The organism is Rhodococcus sp. PAMC28707 (genome assembly GCF_004795915.1).
Lineage (GTDB): Bacteria > Actinomycetota > Actinomycetes > Mycobacteriales > Mycobacteriaceae > Rhodococcoides.
The window spans coordinates 3,982,987-4,001,077 of the sequence record NZ_CP039253.1 but is presented as its reverse complement, the minus strand read 5'-3'; the positions used below and the strand labels follow the sequence as shown (position 1 = coordinate 4,001,077).

Below are 18,091 nucleotides of genomic sequence, written 5' to 3'. Positions count from 1 at the left end.
CAGATCGACACCCCGAGCTGTCAACGTCAATGTGACGGCACGAACATCACTAACCAAAATATGATGTGCGTCACAGACATCTGGATAGTCGAGGTCAGGACCGGGAGTACTCGCTCAGTGGACAGCCATAAACTCGAACCCGTGACAGAACCGGGCACCCGAGCCGAACGCAAGGAACGCACCAGGCGGGCGCTCATGGACGGCACTCTCGAACTGCTGAGAGATCGCTCCTTCGCCAGCGTGAGTCTGCGCGAGGTTGCTCGATCGGCGGGGATCGTTCCTACTGCGTTCTATCGCCACTTCGCATCGATGGACGATTTGGGTGTCGCCCTGGTAGAGGATTCGATGCGAATGCTGCGACAGATGTTGCGCGACGCGCGGAAGGATCCGAGCGTCAAGAATGCGGCCGAGTCGTTTGCGATCCTGGTTCGGCAGATGCGCAGCCACGAGGAGCAGTTCCGATTTCTCTCGCGCGAACGATACGGCGGCGTCACCGCAGTACGACAAGCATTCGCGACCGAACTGCGGATGTTCGTCGGCGAGCTGACCGTCGATCTCGCCCGCATGCCAGGTCTTTCGACCTGGGATGTTGCAGACTTGGAGATGGCCGCGGACCTTATCGTCTCCACGATGTTGACCGCGACCGTAGGCCTGTTGGAGATCGACCGCCCCGGCAGCCCGAAGGAACAAGATCTGGTGCGCCGCACCGAGCAGCAAGTCCGGCTGATCGTGCTCGGCATGGGATCGTGGAATCCGCGACACCGAGTGGAAGGAAACCGATGACCATGGACACCATTACGATCGAAGACCTCGTGTTCGACGTGAGGGCCGAAGGTCCCGACGATGGAACACCGGTCGTCCTGCTGCATGGGTTTCCGCAGACCTCGCTCTCTTGGAGAGCGGTAGCGCCTCGCCTGCACACCGCCGGTATGCGCACACTCGCCCCCGACCAGCGCGGGTACTCCCCCGGCGCGAGGCCGTCGGGGGTCGCGGAATATACCTCGGACAAGCTTGTGACCGATGTTCTCGGGTTGCTCGACGCGTTCGATCTCGAGTCGGCTCACATCGTCGGCCACGACTGGGGTGCGGCCGTGGCTTGGCAGCTGGCCGCCCGACATCCCGAGCGCGTACGTTCTCTCACTGCTGTCTCGGTACCGCACACAGCCGCGTTCGGTTGGGCTCTGCGCGAGGACCAGGATCAGAAGGCTCGCTCGAGTTATATGCAATTGCTTCGCATCGAGGGAAAAGCGGAACAAGTACTCCTGGAGCACGACGCCGCTCGATTGCGTGCCATGTTCGGCAGCAGCTGTGCTGTCGACAGCTATGTCGAGCATCTCAGCGGACCCGGCGCTCTGACTGCAGCCCTCAATTGGTATCGCGCGATGACGAGCGACTTCGGTCGTCTCGAATCCGTCCAGGTCCCCACCACATATGTGTGGAGCAATCACGATTCTGCGATCGGCCGCGCCGCAGCGGAACGTTGCGCAGAGTTCGTCGACGCCGATTACACCTTCGTCGAACTGGACGGCATCTCGCACTGGATACCAGAGGAAGCTCCCGAGCGGCTCGCAGACGAGATCCGTACACGCATCGCCGCGAGTTAGATCCTGTCCGGCGCCTTCACTGCCAGTAGCGCACCGAGGCCGAGCGCGAGAACAACGAGCAGACCACCGATCCCCGCACGGTCCGAGTCGAATAGCCATACGAAGAGTCCGAACAAGGTCGGCGCGAGGAACGACACTGCTCGGCCCGTCGTCGCGTAAAGGCCGAAGAATTGTCCTTCACGCCCTGGCGGGGCCAGTCGCGCCAAGTATGTGCGGGAGGAGGACTGCGCGGGTCCGACGAACAGGCACAGGACGAGACCGAAAACCCAGAACATCAGTGGGCCGGATACGAAGAGCAGCACGACGCCCGCGAAGATCATCGACGCGAGCGAGACGACGATGACCGTTTTCGGGCCCACCCTGTCGTCGAACCGTCCGGCACTGATCGCCCCGAGTCCGGCGACCACGTTGGCCGCGACGCCGAACAACAACACGTCTGCCGTTCCGATGCCGTATACGCTCACTGCGAGAACTGCACCGAAGGTGAAGACCCCGGCCAGACCGTCACGGAACAACGCACTTGCGGCAAGAAAATAGACACTGCGCCGATCCACGGACCACAGTTCACGGAGATCCCGAAACAGCACCTTGTAAGACTCGGCAATTCCTGCTTTGGCGGCGTCCGGATCGGCACCGGTGGGCGGTAGTTCCGGCACCGCCAGGAAAACCGGAATGGCCGATACGGCGAACCATGCGGCTGCAAGAAGGGCAACGAAACGGATGTTCAGCCCGCCATCGGTCGTCAGACCGAGGAGGCCGCGAGTGTCTCCATCGCCGGTGATGAAACCGAAGTAGCAGATCAGCAGCAGCACGATGCCGCCGAAATAACCCATGGACCAACCGAATCCGGAGACCCGGCCGATGTTCTGCGGCGTCGAGACCTGGCGAAGCATCGAATTGTAAGGAACGCTGGCCAGTTCGAAGAGAATCGAACCGAAAGCCAGCAGTACCAAACCGAGCCACAGATAGTGGTAGTCGTCCTTCACGAAGAACAGGCCCACCATACTGAGGACGGTCAGACCGGTCAGAATTCCGAGGGACCGCTTTCTTCGTCCTCGGGCGTCGAACCGCTGCCCGGAGATCGGGGCCAGGACCGCAATGAAGACCCCAGCCAGGCCGATCGACCAACTGAACCACGAGGTCGCCGAAATGGAACCCGGCAAGTCATCGCCGACCGCGTCGGTGAGATAGACCGAGAACACGAAGGTCAGAATCACGGCATTGAACGCGGCCGATCCCCAATCCCATATCCCCCAGGCGAATACCTGCTTTCGGGTCGTCGCGACGCCGACGACGGCCGCATTCGCCTGTGCACTCATAGCGGAAGCCTAGGCGAGGGTGCCGCGTCGGGCGTCCCACTCGGGTATCGAGTCCGCGTACGACTTCCGAACGATAACGCTCGGCTATGCACCTAGTTGCATAAGCACTTCGTTGCATACATACTTTGCTGCGTGGCACTCGAACACGCACTCCTGGTATCGCTCACCGAACTGTCGGGGTCGGGGTACGAACTCGCGCGCCGATTCGACAAATCGATCGGCTTCTTCTGGAGTGCCACCCATCAGCAGATCTACCGAGTACTGACGCGAATGGACGGCGCGGGTTGGGTGGTCGGCACCGCGGTGGCCCAGGACGGACGACCGGACAAGAAGGTCTATTCCGTCAGTGCCGAAGGTAAGGCGGAACTCGACAGGTGGATCGCCGAGCCGACCGATCCCGCAGTTCTCCGAGACGAGCTGGCAGTGAAGATCCGCGGCGCCGCCCTCGGTGACATCGGCGCACTGAAGGTGGAAGTTCGACGCCATCGCGACGTGCACGTCGAGCGCCTGCAGTTGTATCGATTGATCGAAAAACGTGATTTCCCGGCTCCTGCAAGTCTTGTCGGAGCGGCCCTGCACCAATATCTGGTGCTCCGCGGTGGAATTCGAGTCGAGGAGGGCTTTGCCGAATGGTGCGAAGAAATATTGGAGAAGCTATGAACACAACCGGACGATACCCAATCCTGTTGTCTCCATTGAAGGTCGGCACGACGACGCTGAGGAATCGCGTCATCATGGGATCGATGCATACCGGACTCGAGGACCGCGGCCGCGACACCGCCCGGCTCGCCGAGTATTTCGCCGAGCGCGCCAGAGGTGGCGTCGCACTGATCATCACCGGTGGATATGCACCGAACCGAACCGGCTGGTTGTTGCCGTTCGGGGCGAAACTCACCAACCGGATCGAGGCCCGACGGCACCGACGCATCACCGACGCAGTGCATGGTGAGGGTGGGAAGATCGCCCTGCAGATCCTGCACGCCGGCCGCTATTCTTACCAGCCCTTCTCCGTATCGGCGTCGTCGATCAAGGCTCCCATCAACCCATTTCGACCGAGAAGACTGACCTCTCGTGGGGTTCGATGGCAGATCCGCAACTACGTACGCTGCGCGAGACTGGCACAGTCTGCGGGGTACGACGGTGTCGAAATCATGGGCGGCGAAGGCTATTTCATCAATCAGTTCCTCTCCGAGCGAACCAATCGTCGCCGCGACGAATGGGGTGGCAGCCCGGAGAATCGCCGACGGATAGCGGTGGAGATAGCAAAGAAGATACGCGCCGCAGTGGGTGCTGACTTCATGGTCGTGTTCCGCCTGTCGATGGCCGATCTGGTCGAGCGCGGGCAGAGCTGGGACGAGATCGTCGCACTCGCGCAGGAGCTGGAGCGGGTCGGAGTCGACATGATCAATACCGATATCGGATGGCACGAATCGCGGGTGCCGACCATTGTCACCTCGGTACCGCGCGCCGCGTTCGTGGACATCACAGGAAAACTCGACAAACACCTCGGGATCCCGGTGGCCGCATCCAATCGCATCAACATGCCGGAGACAGCCGAAGCGATTCTTGCGCGCGGGGACGCCGAGCTGATCTCGATGGCCAGGCCGATGCTCGCCGACCCGTTCTGGGTGCGCAAGGCCGAAGCCGACGCTCCCGACAGCATCAACACGTGCATCGCGTGCAACCAAGCGTGCCTCGACCACGCGTTCGCCCGCAAGACCGTCTCGTGCCTGGTCAATCCCCGAGCCGGGCGCGAGATCGAATTGCAGTTGCTCCCCGCACGAAAGACGAAGAAAATCGCCGTCGTCGGCGCCGGGCCCGCAGGGTTGTCCGCGGCTCTCGAATCTGCGCGACGTGGCCACGAAGTCAGTCTCTTCGAGTCACGCCCGCAACTCGGCGGGCAGTTCGGCATCGCCGCGCTCATCCCCGGCAAAGAAGAGTTCGCCGAGACCATTCGGTATTTCACCAACTCGCTCCGCGAGCAGAACGTTGCGATACACCTCGGCCGTAAGGTCACTGCAGCCGAGCTCCTCGCCGGCGAATACGACGAGGTCGTCGTAGCCACCGGCGTAGTCCCGCGAATCCCGTCCATCCCGGGTATCGACCATCCGTCGGTCCTGTCCTACGCCGAGGTTGTCGAAGAGGGCATGCACGTCGGTAAGAGGGTGGCCGTGATCGGTGCAGGCGGTATCGGCGTCGACATATCGGAGTTCCTCACCACCGACGTTTCGCCGACGCTCGATGTGAAGGAGTGGAAGCAGGAGTGGGGCGTGACCGAACCCGAGGCCGCGCCCGGTGCGCTGACAACCCCGATTCCGGCCGCGTCCCCTCGCGAGGTGTATCTGCTGCAACGTAAGAGCGGAAAGATCGGGGCCGGACTGGGCAAGACAACCGGCTGGGTTCACCGCGCAGCGTTGAAGGCCAAGGGCGTGCACGAATTGTCGGGCGTGAACTACGAACGTATCGACGACGACGGTCTACATATTTCCTTCGGCGAGAAGCACGAACGGCCTCGAACTCTCGCGGTGGACACCATCGTCGTCTGCGCAGGCCAGGAGTCCGTCCGCGACCTCGTCGACGAATTGGCCGCATCGGCTACGACGACCCACGTCATCGGGGGCGCGGACCTCGCCACCGAACTCGACGCCAAACGCGCGATCGAGCAGGCCACCCGGCTTGCGATGAGTATCTGACGGGGCGAGGACGTCGCTGCGCTAGCCTGTCTCACCGTGAGCCTGCCCAGTCCTTCCCCTGATGCCCGTGCCGTCGTCACCGGCGCCTCCTCCGGAATCGGAGAGGCCCTTGCCACCGAGTTGGCGAGGCGAGGGCACTCGCTTGTCGTCGTCGCTCGTCGGGGTGAGTTGCTCGAAGCGCTCGCGACGAAGCTTCGCGCCGATCACGGCGTCACGGTCGAGGTTCGCGTCGTCGATCTCGCGGATCGTGTTGCTCGTGCTGCACTGTCGACCGAGCTGTCCGAACGGCCGATCAGCATCCTGTGCAACAACGCAGGAATAGCGACATTCGGTCCCCTCGCGCAGCTGGACCCCCAGTACGAGCGCGATCAGGTCGAACTCAACACCGTTGCGGTGCATGATCTTACGCTCGCCGTCCTGCCCGGGATGATCGCGCGCGGCAGCGGCGGGATTCTCATGACCGGTTCGGCCGCGGGCAACATGGCAATACCGAACAACGCCACCTATGCGGCCTCGAAGGCCTTCGTCAACACATTCTCCGAATCCCTGCGCCTCGAACTCAAAGACAGCGGAGTGCACGTCACGCTCCTGGCCCCCGGGCCCGTCCGCACCGAAACACCCGATCCCGCCGAGGCCTCCATCGTCGACAAGCTCGTTCCGGATTTCCTGTGGATCGACAGCACCTACACCGCGAAGTTGTCGCTCGATTCGCTCGCCACGAACAAAATGCGCGTTGTGCCGGGAGTCCTCAGCAAGGCCATGTCCGTTGCAGGCCAATACAGCCCACGTGCAATTTCCGCTCCGATCATCGGAGGCTTCTACAAGAAGCTCGGCGGGTAGAAGGCCGCCTCCGACAACGATGCCGGACGTCAGCGCTTTCGCCGCCGCCCGGTACCGAAGATGCTCCGCGATATCTCGCGACCTGCCGCGGACGCCGCCGATCGCAGGAAGCTCTTCACTGCCGGATTGTCCATGATGCGCTCAGCGGCCGACGGCCCTTGCGATTCCGCTCGCGGCAAGTCCGGTAGGTCCACCGGGAGCGGCGGTATGTCCAGGACCGGGTCCGTGTTCGGGGCATCGGACACCCGCGCTTGCAGTCGCTCGTAGGCGGAGTCGCGGTCGATCGTCGCACCGTATTTCGAGGACAGCGTGCTGGCGGAGGCCGAGGCCGAGATCGCGTCGTCGCCGATGGTGTCCATCAGTGAGCGCGGTGGACGAATCTTTGTCCACGCCACCGGCGTCGGGGCACCTTTCTCGGAAAGCACAGTCACAATCGCTTCGCCGGTACCGAGTGAAGTGAGGGCCTTCTCGAGATCGTAGACATCGGTGGTGGGATAGGTCCGGACAGTCTTGTTCAAAGCCTTCTGATCGTCTGGTGTGAACGCGCGCAACGCATGCTGAATTCGTGCGCCGAGCTGAGAGAGGACCTCGTTGGGAATGTCCGTCGGTAGTTGGGTGCAGAAGATCACGCCGACACCCTTGGATCTGATGAGCTTGACGGTTTGTTCGACCTGTTCGCGAAATGCCTTGGACGCATCGGCGAACAGTAGGTGCGCCTCGTCGAAGATGAAGACCAGTTTGGGCTTGTCGATGTCCCCCACTTCGGGCAACGTCTGGAACAGGTCGGCGAGAACCCACATCAAAAATGTGGAGAACATGACCGGTCGCGACGCCTGAGCACCCAATTCGAACAGTGTCACAATGCCTTTGCCGTCGCCGTCGCCGTCGACCCGCAGCAGGTCCTCGGTCTCGAGTTCGGGTTCGCCGAAGAAGGTGTCGCCGCCGTCGGCCTCGAGATTGACGAGCTCGCGAAGGATGACTCCGGCAGTCGGCGCCGATACTCCACCGATGCCCTTGAGGTCGGCCTTGCCTTCGTCCGAGGTCAGGTGTGTGATGACCGATCGCAGATCCTTGAGATCGAGCAGCGCCAAACCTTGCTTGTCGGCCCAGTGAAAAATGAGGCCCAGGGTGGACTCCTGAGTCTTGTTCAGCTCCAGCACTTTACTGAGCAAGATCGGCCCGAAAGCGGTGATCGTTGCACGGACCGGGACACCGATACCGCCGGTTCCGAGAGAGAGGAACTCCACGGGGTATCCCGTGGGCACCCAGCCTGATTCTCCGCAGTCGACGGAGCGGCTGCGTATCTTCTCGTTGTCTGCACCCGGTACCGACAACCCGGAGAGATCACCTTTCACGTCCGCCATCACCACTGGAACTCCCGCGGCGGAGAGCTGTTCGGCGATGCCCTGAAGGGTCTTCGTCTTCCCGGTGCCCGTAGCGCCGGCCACCAAACCATGACGATTGAGTGTCGCCAGAGGGATTGCGATGCGAGCCGACGGGTCGCTGACGCCGTCGAGCATCACCGATCCCAACTCGAGCACTGCGCCGTTCGATGCGTACCCCGCTGCGATCGAGGAGGTCACGCTCACCGTCGGGGATGTCCCGGTCGCGCCTGCGGCTGCCTCCGCGTCGATCGCTTCCTTCTCGGCGGCGTCCGCTGCTGCGGCAGCCTCTCGAGCAATTCGGGCTGCTTCGAGTGCGACGGCTTTGGCTGCCTTCGCCTTCTCCGCGGGCGTCGAGGGCACCCCACCGCCCGCCGAATTCGGATCGACCGTCATCTTCCGTCCTCCTTGACACAGCTCATCTCGCGGTTGATCACCACCGCAAACCTTAGCGGTGACGACCTCCGCACTAGGGTGTGTCTGGTGCAGGACAAACTTGTGTGGATCGATTGTGAAATGACCGGGCTGGACTTGTCGAAGGACAAGCTCATCGAAATTGCGGCGCTCGTCACCGACAGCGAGTTGAACGTATTGGGCGACGGTGTCGACATCGTCATTCATGCCGACGACGACGCGCTGGCCGGGATGCCGGACGTGGTGAAGAAGATGCACGCCAAATCCGGATTGACCGAGGAGGTGCGTGCATCTTCGGTCACGCTGGAGGAGGCGCAGCGTCAGGTGCTCGCATATATCCGCGAGCACGTCCCCGTTGCCGGGACAGTTCCCCTGGCCGGAAATTCGATCGGCACCGATCGCGGCTTCATCGCACGCGATATGGGTGACCTCGATACCTACCTCCATTACCGAATGATCGATGTCAGTTCCATAAAGGAACTCGCCCGTCGGTGGTACCCACGCATCTATTTCGGTCAGCCGACGAAAGGTCTGGCCCACCGTGCGTTGGCAGACATCGAAGAGTCCATAAAGGAACTGAAGTACTACCGCCAGACCGTGTTCGTGGCGCCTCCTGGGCCCTCTACCAGCGACATTGCTGCAGTTGTAGAGGGACTCGACACGCAGTCCTGATACCGATTGGCAACCAACGATTCGAACCGCTAGTATTGTCATCGCTGCTGAAACAGAACCCGTGAGGGTTCGGTCCGGTAGCTATGGTGGGTGTAGTTCAGCTGGTAGAGCACCAGGTTGTGATCCTGGGTGTCGCGGGTTCGAGTCCCGTCACTCACCCCATAGAAGCAAGAAAGCCGGTCTCCACACGGAGGCCGGCTTTTTTGTGCGTTCTGCACCCGTTTGCTCGACGGACATCACGAAGTCGCGACGGAAGTGCATCGAACGGGTAGCGAATTACGTTGTTGTAATTCAACTTTCGAGTGTCGCATGGGGTTCATGTGACGTACGGTGGCAAATGGCACTTTTGGGGAAGAAAAGTACCGACGTGAAAGCTGTGACTTGCACCGTTGATTCGACGCGCCCCCGAAACGCGCCACCCGTCGCTCGAAGCCCATCAGGGAATTCCAGCCGGGCAGAGACTAGGAGGCAGTTGCAGTGGGTCGAAAAGTTCACAGAGCGATAGCGGGTTCGGTGTTGTCGGCGGCGTTGTGCATCGGTTCCGCGGGTCTGATCGATCCGGCCGTAGCGGCGGCGCAGCCGACCATCGACTTGCCTCTACTCCCCATCCCCCAACCCGACGCTCAGCAGCGAGCAGCAATTCTCTCAGCCGTACTCGACGCCACCGGCGTGCTGATCAACGAGGTCGCTGCAGTAATTCTCGATTCCGACTTCGGGCCTGCACCCGACCCGAGCACGCCGTCCGCTCCCGAAGTGGAGGTCGCTCCCCCGTCGGTCGGCTTGGGCGGAGCGATGCTGCCATTGCCCGCGCGCAGCTACGAACTCTCTTCGAACTACGGCAGTAGGAACAACCCGACCGGAAACGGTGGCCAATTCCACCAGGGTGTGGACTTCGCCGCCCCGTCTGGCACCCCGATCTACGCTGTGAACGGCGGAACCGTCGAACAAGCAGGTGACGCGGGAGATGGTTACGGCAATCTCGTCCGGGTCAAGAGTGGAAACACGGTGACCTATTACGGGCATCAATCCGTGATGAACGTCGACGTCGGTGACACTGTTGCGCCCGGCGATCAGATCGGTGAGGTCGGCAGCACCGGCAACTCGACCGGACCCCATCTTCATTACGAGGTCAGAAACAACGGCTCGAGTGTCGAACCGGTTGCCTATCTGAAGACGCTGGGAGTAGATCCAGCGCGGTACCAAAGCCAGGATGCACGCTGAGTCCATGAGGTGGGTGACGCCTTGTTCAAGGCGTCCCTGACCCCTCACATGGAGTTGGCGTTGCCGGCCTTCCAGTCACCCCAGGGGATGTTCCAGTCGCCGAGGCCGTCGGTACCGGACAGTGTGCCGCCGACGGTGTTCTGCACGACGACGATGTCGCCACGCTTGGTGTTGTCGTAGACCCACTTCGCGTTCGCGGGACTCAGGTTGAGACAACCGTGACTGGTGTTGGAGCTCCCCTGTTGGCCCACCGACCAGGGCGCAGAGTGGAAGAAGATACCGCTGTAGGACATACGAGTCGCCCAGTCGACGGGTGTGCGGTAGCCGGTGGACGAATTCACCGGTACGCCGTAGGTCGATGAGTCCATGACCAGGTGATCGAATCGGTCGCCGATGATGTAAACGCCGTTTTCGGTGGGGGTGCTGTCCTTCCCCATCGAGGTGGGCATCGTCATGACGTTCTGTCCGTTGACCGAGAAAGTAACCTGCTTGGTGTTGTCGTCTGCGGTCGCGACGACGGCGTCACCGATCGTGAACGACGTCGACGAGTTCTCCTGGCCGTAGATGCCGTCACCGAGATCACGGCCGTAGACGTTGACGGCGACATCGATGCGAGTGCCGGACGCCCAGTAGTTCTGCGGACGCCACCGCACCTCTTTGCTGTTGACCCAGTAGAACGCGCCTTCGACGGGAGGCGTCGTCGTGACCTGAATGGCGTTCTGTGCTGCGAGTTTGTCGGCAATCGGCTCATCGAACTGCACCGCGACGGGCTGACCGATACCGACGACCGCACCCTCGTTCGGCAATACATAGGCCTTGGTGAAGTTGCCGGGCTGATTGGTCGTGAAGTTGTTGACCGTACGGGTCGCACCACCGATTCCGTACGCATCTGCTTGCACGCGATACCGGCTGCTGTACTCGAGCTGCTCGATATTGGACCATGTCAGGCCATCGGGAGAGAGGATGCCTTCGATCGGCACGCCTTCCGAATTTGTCACCGTGACGTCCGCGAGCTTGCCGTCGGCGACAGAGACGGTCACCGGATCTGCGGGAGAGAATCCGACTGCCCCATCGGCCACGCTCGAACTCACCTTGGGCTTCATGAGTTCGGCGATGGGGTTGGAGTCGATCGGAGCGATTGCGGCCGTCGAACCCGTGGTCGAGGTCGTGCATCCCGACAGGACGATAGTTGCAGTCAACATCGCGACCGCGGCGGTCCCAATTCCTCGAGAGAACCTCATCAACGCTCCACTTCCACACACCGATTCAAGGCACGTACTCGGCCCGAAAGACACGATTGAATGCTGCCAGGTCACAGCCCGGCTATCCACTCGAAATGCCGCACCTCGAGTAACGTTCGAATAACCAATCGCGTTGTGTCGGCTTCGTGTTACCTCACCGATCGCATCGGTGAGATCGGTGAGGAATCACCAGTCAGCGCATTCGCATGTTGTCGTCGACGAGTTTGCCGTAGCGCAGCGAGGGAAGGTCTCTGAAATAGTTCATCCGCAGGCGCCACGGTGCAACCGAACCTTGCTTGGGAAAGGTGTCGACCGAACGCAGAACGTAGCCGGCAGCGAAATCCAGAAACGGTTCCTCCCCGACGGTCACATCGCGTTCGAGGCGGACTTCCCGGTAGCCCTTGCTGTCCATGTATGCGAGAAGCCGCGCGATGTAGTCGCACACCAGATCGGCCTTGAGAGTCCACGAGGCGTTGGTGTACCCGATGACGAAGGCGAAGTTGGGCACATCAGTGAGCATCATGCCCTTGTAGGCCATCGACTCGGTGATGTCGATCTTCTTGCCGTCGACCCGCAGAGCGACATTGCCGAGGGCGACGAGATTGAGACCCGTCGCAGTGATGACGATGTCGGCGTCGAGATTCTCCCCCGACGTCAGCGCGATCCCTTTCTCGGTGAAGTGCTCGATGTGGTCGGTGACGACGTCTACCTTTCCCTCTCCGATAGCCGTGAACAGATCGCTGTCGGGAACGAGGCAGAGCCGTTGATCCCAAGGATCGTATTTCGGTGTGAAGTGGGTGGCGAGATCGTAGCCGTCGGGTAACCAGCCCTCCTGAAGTTTGCGAATCCGTCCCTTCATGAAGTTCGGGTAGCGCTGACACAGCACGTACATCCCGATCGAGGTGACGGCATTCTTCATTCGAGTGACCCCGTAGGCCACCCGTGACGGCAAGTACTTGCGCAACGCCAGTGCAATCGGATCCTTGGACGGCAACGACATGATGTAGCTGGGTGAGCGCTGGAGGAGCGTCACGTGTTCGGCGTCACGGGCGAGGGTCGGCGCCAACGTGATCGCGGTGGCACCGCTGCCGATCACGACGATCTTCTTGCCGGCGTAGTCCAAATCCTCTGGCCACAACTGCGGATGTACTACGGTTCCGCCGAAGTCGTCGAGGCCGTCGAAATCCGGCGTGAACCCCTGTGCATAGTCGTAGTAACCGCTGCAACACATCAAGAACGAGGCATTGAACACTGCAACCTCGCCTGATTCACCCACCTTTGCCTCGACCGTCCATGTGGAGGTCGCAGTGGACCATTCGGCCGACACCACTGTGTGATGAAACCGAATATGTCGGTCGATCCCGGCTTCACGCGCAGTGTCCTCGATGTACTCGCGGATGGACGCGCCGTCGGCGATGGATTTGTCGCCCACCCAGGGGCGAAAATTGTAGCCAAGGGTGTACATGTCGGAGTCGGATCGAATACCCGGATACCTGAACAGATCCCACGTTCCGCCGATCGCGCCACGGCTCTCGAGGATGGCGTAGCTCTTTCGCGGCAGGGTGGACCGAAGATGATGCGCGGCACCGATTCCGGAAAGGCCCGCCCCGATGATGAGGACGTCGACTGTCGTGGTCATCAGGAAATGTTCGCGAGATCAGTCATGGCAAGAACTCCATCGTGTGGTTCGGGCTCCCCCGGATCCGGGAATTTCGACGTGTCGCTTTTCATTCTGTCAGCGTCGCGGCGATACCGGGGCCTGCCAGATGCCTACCGTGGCGTCGATAAGATCGGTTCCGCAGTCGGCCCAGTTCGGTGGACGCTCGGGATGCTGTGCAAATTCGAGTTCTTTCTCGGCGCAGATGTGCATCATCATATTTCGGGCCATGTCGCTACGTGCTCGACGTACCTCTGCCGGTAGATCCGGTAGGCATCCATGGAGGCCGAGGAGGGTCTTACTCAGCGAAGACGACACCCCTGCCTTTTCGTACATCACCGGCCGCAGCGTTGGATCGGTAATGATCTGGACTGCACATCGCGCATACCAGCTGGGTTGTCCCAACGTCGCCAAGTGATCGGTGTACGGCGCGATGAGGCACGAGACCCAGTCGCGAAGCCTCTCCGAATCCCCGTTTCGAAGCACGAGCGTGGCCCGATTCTCCTCGATCACGACCGAATGACGTTCGACGATCGCGCGTACGAGGTCCGCCTTCGTACCGAAGTGGTACCCGACCGCCGCGTTGTTGCCTTGCCCTGCAGCCTCGCTCACCTGCCGGTTGGACACCGAATGAAGTCCATGCTCGGCATACAGTCGTTCCGCCATCAGCAAGATCGACTCGCGCGTCCCCGCAGTACGCGCTGAACGCACGCCGCTACTCGTCATCTCGGGGTCGCCCCTCCGCTACCTTCGCTTTTCGAACCGGACATACAGTCGAGTGAACTATCCCATCACTCAATATTCAAGCACGTGCCTTAACCGGGGAAGGCCACTCGCGCGACTGTAGTCTCGATTGCTTGCGATCTCACTTTCGTCAGGGCGCGGCGAATCCAGCGTCCCCTAAAATCTTCTGCCCCTCGTCGCTCACGACCAGTGCTTCGAACGCCTTTGCCGCCGCGCTGTTCTGCGAATCCGACAGCACCGCAATCGGGTACGTATTGACTGCACCGGCTGACTCCTCGAAGGCGACCGCGGTGACCTTCTCGCCCGCGCCCGACGCGTCCGTCACGTAGACCAGACCTGCGTCGGCCTGACCGGAGGTGACCTTGCCGAGGACGTCGGTGACGGACGACTCTTCGCTCACCGGGGCGACATCGACTCCGGTCGCCGTCTCCACCTTCGCGGTAGCGGCGCCGCACGGCACCTGCGGTGCACAGACGACGACCTTGTTGTCCGTATCGGCGAGGTCGGCGAAGGAAGCGATGCCCTTCGGATTCCCTGGAGGGGTGACGATGATCAGCGTGTTCGTAGCGAAGTTTTCGGGCTCGCCGGAGATCAAGTTCGCGTCGAGTGCCTTGGTCATGTTTGCGGTGTCTGCGGAAGCGAAAACATCTCCCGGGGCACCCTGCGTCAACTGAGTGACCAGATCCGAAGAACCGGCAAAGTTGAACGCGACGTCGGTCCCGGGATGGGCTGCTTCGAACATGGTGCCGAGCTGAGTGAAGGTCGCCTTCAGCGACGCTGCTGCGAATACGGTGATGTTCCCGCTGACCTCACTTGGAGCAGCGGAAACGGACTCCGGCGCCGAGGAATCACTTCCGTCCTCACCACTCGAACAGCCTGTAACCAGTAATGCAGACATGGCGAGGACTGCCCCGAGCCGCCCGTAGATGTTCTTCACTTTCGCTCCCTCGATAGACCGATTCGGTGGCCCCTCACATCCGCAGAAGCGGACCGAGGCCAACCATAGAGCAGTATCCACGGATAGAAGATTGAGGTTGTCCCGCGGGCATAGAATCTTCACACTTCACGTCATAGCTTTTTTCATGAGGCGAGGTAGGCAGCAGCAGAAACCGATTCACCGCCGTTCATCACAAATTCCTGTCCGTCGATATCGATCCGGATCGCCGGGGCACTGGACGGGCTCGTCGTAACAGTGGTCGCTGCACCGTTGCATCTGATATGAACCCAGTGGTCGCGGTATCGGAGGTCTAGTTCGAGTGATCGAAGCTCGGTCGGCAACTGCGGATGAAGTCTCAATGTGTCGCCTCTCACTTCGATTCCGGTATAGCAGCGCTGCAAGATGTCCACACTTCCCGCCATTGCTCCCAGGTGAATTCCCTCCCGCGTGGTTCCCTGTTGACTGTCGGCAAGATCGGCCGTGCACGATTCACGCAGCATGTCCCAGGAGTCTCGACGGTTACCTCGCGCGAGCACCCAGGAGTGCGCGACTCTGCTCAGAGTCGAGCCGTGCGTCGTTCGAGCGAGGTAATAATCGACGGTTGCCGGAATCGTGCTCGGCTCGAAGTCGTACCCCATCCCCGCCAGCAATTCGGTGAGTTCCTCCGCGGTGAACAAGTACAGCAGCATCAGAACATCGGCCTGTTTGGACACCTTGTAGTGTGCGCAGGAGTCATTTTCGGCTTCGAGAATCAGATCGAGTCGGCCGATATTTCCGTACCTCTGGCGGTAGTCATCGAGGTCGAGTTCGCGCAGTTCTCCGTACCCATGAAATTGTGCGAGTAATCCGTTGTCGAGAAACTCCACGCGCAGCTTGCATGCCAGGTTGTGCCATGCGCCCAGTTCCGACGAGCTGACATCGAGCCCAGCCCACAGGCCCACACCGTCGTCACGGCCGACGATCGTATAAGCGTCCAACGCTCGCCGGATGCTCCACGACGCCATCACGTTCACGTAGGTCGAGTTGTCGATTCCCGCACCGGGATGACTGGGGTATCCGTCGTGGAATTCATCGGGTCCCATGACGCCGCGAATATCGAACCGATCGTCGGCGGCATCCCACACCGCGAGACTGACCCAAAATCGTGCATTTTCGACCAGCATCTCGGCCCCGTAAGAGGCTAGAAAGCCGAAGTCTGCTGTCACTTCCCAGTAGTGCCACACGTTGTAGGCAACCGACAACCCGACATGGAATTGCCGACTGGAGTGATCGGGCATCCACCGTCCTGATCGTGGATTGAACAGCACCTGCGGCGTTTCCTCGCGGCCGTCACTGCCGCTCTGCCACGGGAACAAGGCACCGCTACAACCGATTTCTCGAGCCCGCCGTTTCGCCGCGGACAGGCGTCGATAGCGATAGATCAACAGAGATCTCGACAACTCTGGAATGCGCAGATTCAGTAACGGAAGCACGAACAATTCGTCCCAGAAAATGTGCCCTCGATAAGCCTCCCCATGAAGGCCACGTGCGGGGATTCCGACGTCGAGATCCACGGTGTGCGGAGACAAGCACTGGACGACATGAAAGAGCTGAAGTCGGACCGCTCGGACGATCTCGTTGTCGGAGCATTCGACCTCGAGATCGTATCGATGCCACAACCGTTTCCATTGCCGTCGGTGCTCGTCGAGGAGTACGAGGAAAGATCTTGCTTCGGTGAGGCGAGAGAGGGCAGCACTCAACGGATCGGCGATAGCCCGATCGCGAGAGCAATACAATGCGACGATCGTCGATACTTGCACGCCGACGTCCTGCGTGACCTCGGCCGAGGTTTCACGGAAGATGCCCGTCGGCGTGCTGGTGGTGTTCCGTACTGGGGTGGCCGAATCCATTCGGGCAGCGAGTGCGAGTGCGATCCGCGATTGCCGAGTATGCGCCCGGAGCCACACCTGATTCTTCGCCGCAGAACCTGTTTCACATTCGGTCAGATGAGAGTTGTTCAAAGCACGAAACTCGGCCACGTTGCCATTGGTGACATCGCCGTCCAGAGTCGCGCGCACAGTGATCGTTCCCGTGTAATTCTCGGGCTCGAGTCTGGTATCGAGCGCTGCCACGTGCGGCGATGCCATGGATACGAACCGTATCTGCCGAAGCCAGGTGCGCCGCCCCTGCGAATCTTCGAGAAGGCTTTCGCGGCGAAGAACCGCTTCGCCCATATCCAGGGCGACGTGATGGTGTCGCAGAAGGTGATTGTCGGTAGTGAGCCATTCACCGCAGTCGATATTGAACGTGGTGCCCAGCCAATTCGGCCAGTTTGCGATGGACTCGTCCTCGTAGTCGATACCGCTGATGGTCGAAGTAAGCCTGTTGTAGCACCCGGCGAGATACGTCCCCGGGTAGTGAACGCCGTCGGCGCTCGCCTCGGGCAGGGCACCCCGGGTTGCGAAATACCCATTTCCAAGGGTGCAGAGACTCTCGCGAATTCCCTCATCCGCGGCTACCGCGCCTCGGTAATGCAGTACCCACGTCGATTCCGCGTCGGTCGAGCACAACTCACAAGCACCGTTGTATTCAGCGGGGCTGTCCGGACCGATGTCGATATCGAGTTCAGTGAGATCGCCGACTACCACATCGGCATCCAACTCGGCTTCCGCAGATGCTCGTTGAAGCCCGATGACCAATCCGAACTTTCCGGCCCGCGCACCTTGGATACCAGCCACCGCATCCTCCACGACAGCAGAAAACTTGGGTGCGATTCCGAGCCTGCGGGCGGCCTCGAGGAACATATCCGGGGCTGGCTTACCTGCCAGGCTTCGACGCAGTGCATCGGTGCCGTCGACTCGCACATCGAACAGTCCCCCGACGCCGGCAAGGGCCATCACCTCCCCCGCGTTCCTGCTGGCTGACACCACTGCTGTCGGAATCCCCGCGAGTCGCAGTTGGTGAAGCACATCCAACGTTCCTGGAATCGTGCGAACACCTTCAGAAGTCAGCGTGCGGAGATAGTCCTCATTTTTGCGATCGGCCCATTGCCGCACGCTCCCCAATGCCGTGTCGCCGTGCGAAGTCTCGGGAAGAGTCAGTCCACGTGCATGCGCGAATCCGCGCACCGCATCGAGTCGCTCCCGCCCATCGATGTAGACCCGGTAGTCCTCGTGTGTGAACGGCCGATCCCCTTGTCCGGCAGCTTCGAGTAACGCATCGAACGCGGTTTTCCAGGCCTGCTCGTGAATCACAGCCGTGTCGGTGACGACGCCGTCCAGATCGAACAGGACAGCATCGATCCGGCGTCCCTGGATTCTCACGGCGACTCGATGCCCGAATCGACGACCGCCACGCGGAACCCTATGGGGCGCCTGCTCTTTCCGCA

The 18,091-nt window shown here is 61.1% G+C and carries 14 protein-coding genes and 1 tRNA gene; 8 read left to right on the top strand and 7 right to left on the bottom strand.

The window, feature by feature from the left end; genetic code table 11:
• The first annotated feature begins 141 nt into the window (after positions 1-141).
• Both E5720_RS18180 and E5720_RS18175 read left to right on the top strand, forming a co-directional pair.
• Entirely contained in the window at positions 142-783 is a 642-nt protein-coding gene (locus tag E5720_RS18180; RefSeq protein ID WP_136171802.1) for a TetR family transcriptional regulator, read from the top strand.
• Positions 780-1,604 carry an alpha/beta hydrolase gene (locus tag E5720_RS18175; RefSeq protein WP_136171801.1) on the top strand — a complete coding sequence of 275 codons (825 nt, stop codon included), beginning with the start codon at positions 780-782 and terminating at the stop codon, positions 1,602-1,604. The genes E5720_RS18180 and E5720_RS18175 overlap by 4 nt, the downstream gene beginning before the upstream one ends.
• On the opposite strand, the gene E5720_RS18170 is transcribed toward E5720_RS18175, so the two are convergent.
• Complete coding sequence (locus tag E5720_RS18170) at positions 1,601-2,923, bottom strand: MFS transporter (RefSeq protein ID WP_136171800.1); 1,323 nt, start codon at positions 2,921-2,923, stop codon at positions 1,601-1,603. The two genes, E5720_RS18175 and E5720_RS18170, sit on opposite strands and share 4 nt — an antisense overlap.
• A 132-nt stretch (positions 2,924-3,055) precedes the next feature.
• Between E5720_RS18170 and E5720_RS18165 the strand changes: the two genes are divergently transcribed.
• Genes E5720_RS18165 through cmrA form a run of 3 tightly spaced genes read left to right on the top strand, consistent with a single transcriptional unit; the run spans position 3,056 to position 6,456 of the window.
• Entirely contained in the window at positions 3,056-3,583 is a 528-nt protein-coding gene (locus E5720_RS18165) for a PadR family transcriptional regulator (RefSeq protein ID WP_136171799.1), read from the top strand.
• Positions 3,580-5,616, top strand: coding sequence for an NADPH-dependent 2,4-dienoyl-CoA reductase (locus E5720_RS18160; protein ID WP_136171798.1), 2,037 nt, complete (start codon positions 3,580-3,582; stop codon positions 5,614-5,616). Before E5720_RS18165 ends, E5720_RS18160 begins: the two co-directional genes overlap by 4 nt.
• 36 nt (positions 5,617-5,652) lie before the next feature.
• Entirely contained in the window at positions 5,653-6,456 is an 804-nt protein-coding gene (cmrA, locus tag E5720_RS18155) for a mycolate reductase (RefSeq protein WP_136171797.1), read from the top strand.
• 29 nt (positions 6,457-6,485) lie between these two features.
• On the opposite strand, the gene E5720_RS18150 is transcribed toward cmrA, so the two are convergent.
• Positions 6,486-8,234 carry a helicase HerA-like domain-containing protein gene (locus E5720_RS18150; RefSeq protein ID WP_136171796.1) on the bottom strand — a complete coding sequence of 583 codons (1,749 nt, stop codon included), beginning with the start codon at positions 8,232-8,234 and terminating at the stop codon, positions 6,486-6,488.
• Between the two features lie 87 nt (positions 8,235-8,321).
• Between E5720_RS18150 and orn the strand changes: the two genes are divergently transcribed.
• The 3 genes from orn (at position 8,322) to E5720_RS18135 (ending at position 10,145) form a co-directional block, all read left to right on the top strand.
• Positions 8,322-8,924 (top strand): oligoribonuclease, encoded by a 603-nt coding sequence (orn, locus tag E5720_RS18145; RefSeq protein WP_084344818.1) that lies wholly within the window; start codon positions 8,322-8,324, stop codon positions 8,922-8,924.
• A gap of 86 nt (positions 8,925-9,010) precedes the next feature.
• Positions 9,011-9,086: transfer RNA gene (locus E5720_RS18140), tRNA-His, on the top strand.
• Positions 9,087-9,401: 315 nt separating this feature from the next.
• Positions 9,402-10,145 carry a M23 family metallopeptidase gene (locus E5720_RS18135; RefSeq protein ID WP_136171795.1) on the top strand — a complete coding sequence of 248 codons (744 nt, stop codon included), beginning with the start codon at positions 9,402-9,404 and terminating at the stop codon, positions 10,143-10,145.
• Between the two features lie 44 nt (positions 10,146-10,189).
• Here E5720_RS18135 and E5720_RS18130 read toward each other — a convergent pair whose 3' ends face one another.
• From E5720_RS18130 to E5720_RS18110, 5 genes are all read right to left on the bottom strand, one after another.
• Positions 10,190-11,386: an Ig-like domain-containing protein gene (locus tag E5720_RS18130; RefSeq protein ID WP_136171794.1), complete on the bottom strand. Its 1,197-nt coding sequence runs from the start codon at positions 11,384-11,386 to the stop codon at positions 10,190-10,192.
• Positions 11,387-11,579: 193 nt separating this feature from the next.
• Positions 11,580-13,025: an NAD(P)/FAD-dependent oxidoreductase gene (locus tag E5720_RS18125; protein WP_136171793.1), complete on the bottom strand. Its 1,446-nt coding sequence runs from the start codon at positions 13,023-13,025 to the stop codon at positions 11,580-11,582.
• A 96-nt stretch (positions 13,026-13,121) separates the two neighbouring features.
• Positions 13,122-13,769 carry a TetR/AcrR family transcriptional regulator gene (locus E5720_RS18120; protein WP_136171792.1) on the bottom strand — a complete coding sequence of 216 codons (648 nt, stop codon included), beginning with the start codon at positions 13,767-13,769 and terminating at the stop codon, positions 13,122-13,124.
• 148 nt (positions 13,770-13,917) lie between these two features.
• Complete coding sequence (modA, locus tag E5720_RS18115) at positions 13,918-14,685, bottom strand: molybdate ABC transporter substrate-binding protein (RefSeq protein ID WP_136172796.1); 768 nt, start codon at positions 14,683-14,685, stop codon at positions 13,918-13,920.
• Between the two features lie 182 nt (positions 14,686-14,867).
• Positions 14,868-18,026 carry an HAD-IA family hydrolase gene (locus tag E5720_RS18110; RefSeq protein WP_136171791.1) on the bottom strand — a complete coding sequence of 1,053 codons (3,159 nt, stop codon included), beginning with the start codon at positions 18,024-18,026 and terminating at the stop codon, positions 14,868-14,870.
• Positions 18,027-18,091 lie beyond the last annotated feature (65 nt).

Excerpts from the sequence above, each read along its gene's own strand:
- E5720_RS18170 (WP_136171800.1), bottom strand. The coding sequence starts at position 2,923 with ATGAGTGCACAGGCGAATGCGGCCGTCGTCGGCGTCGCGACGACCCGA.
- E5720_RS18160 (WP_136171798.1), top strand. The coding sequence starts at position 3,580 with ATGAACACAACCGGACGATACCCAATCCTGTTGTCTCCATTGAAGGTC.
- modA (WP_136172796.1), bottom strand. The coding sequence starts at position 14,685 with ATGTCTGCATTACTGGTTACAGGCTGTTCGAGTGGTGAGGACGGAAGT.
- E5720_RS18175 (WP_136171801.1), top strand. The coding sequence starts at position 780 with ATGACCATGGACACCATTACGATCGAAGACCTCGTGTTCGACGTGAGG.
- E5720_RS18120 (WP_136171792.1), bottom strand. The coding sequence starts at position 13,769 with ATGACGAGTAGCGGCGTGCGTTCAGCGCGTACTGCGGGGACGCGCGAG.
- E5720_RS18125 (WP_136171793.1), bottom strand. The coding sequence starts at position 13,025 with ATGACCACGACAGTCGACGTCCTCATCATCGGGGCGGGCCTTTCCGGA.
- E5720_RS18130 (WP_136171794.1), bottom strand. The coding sequence starts at position 11,386 with ATGAGGTTCTCTCGAGGAATTGGGACCGCCGCGGTCGCGATGTTGACT.
- E5720_RS18150 (WP_136171796.1), bottom strand. The coding sequence starts at position 8,234 with ATGACGGTCGATCCGAATTCGGCGGGCGGTGGGGTGCCCTCGACGCCC.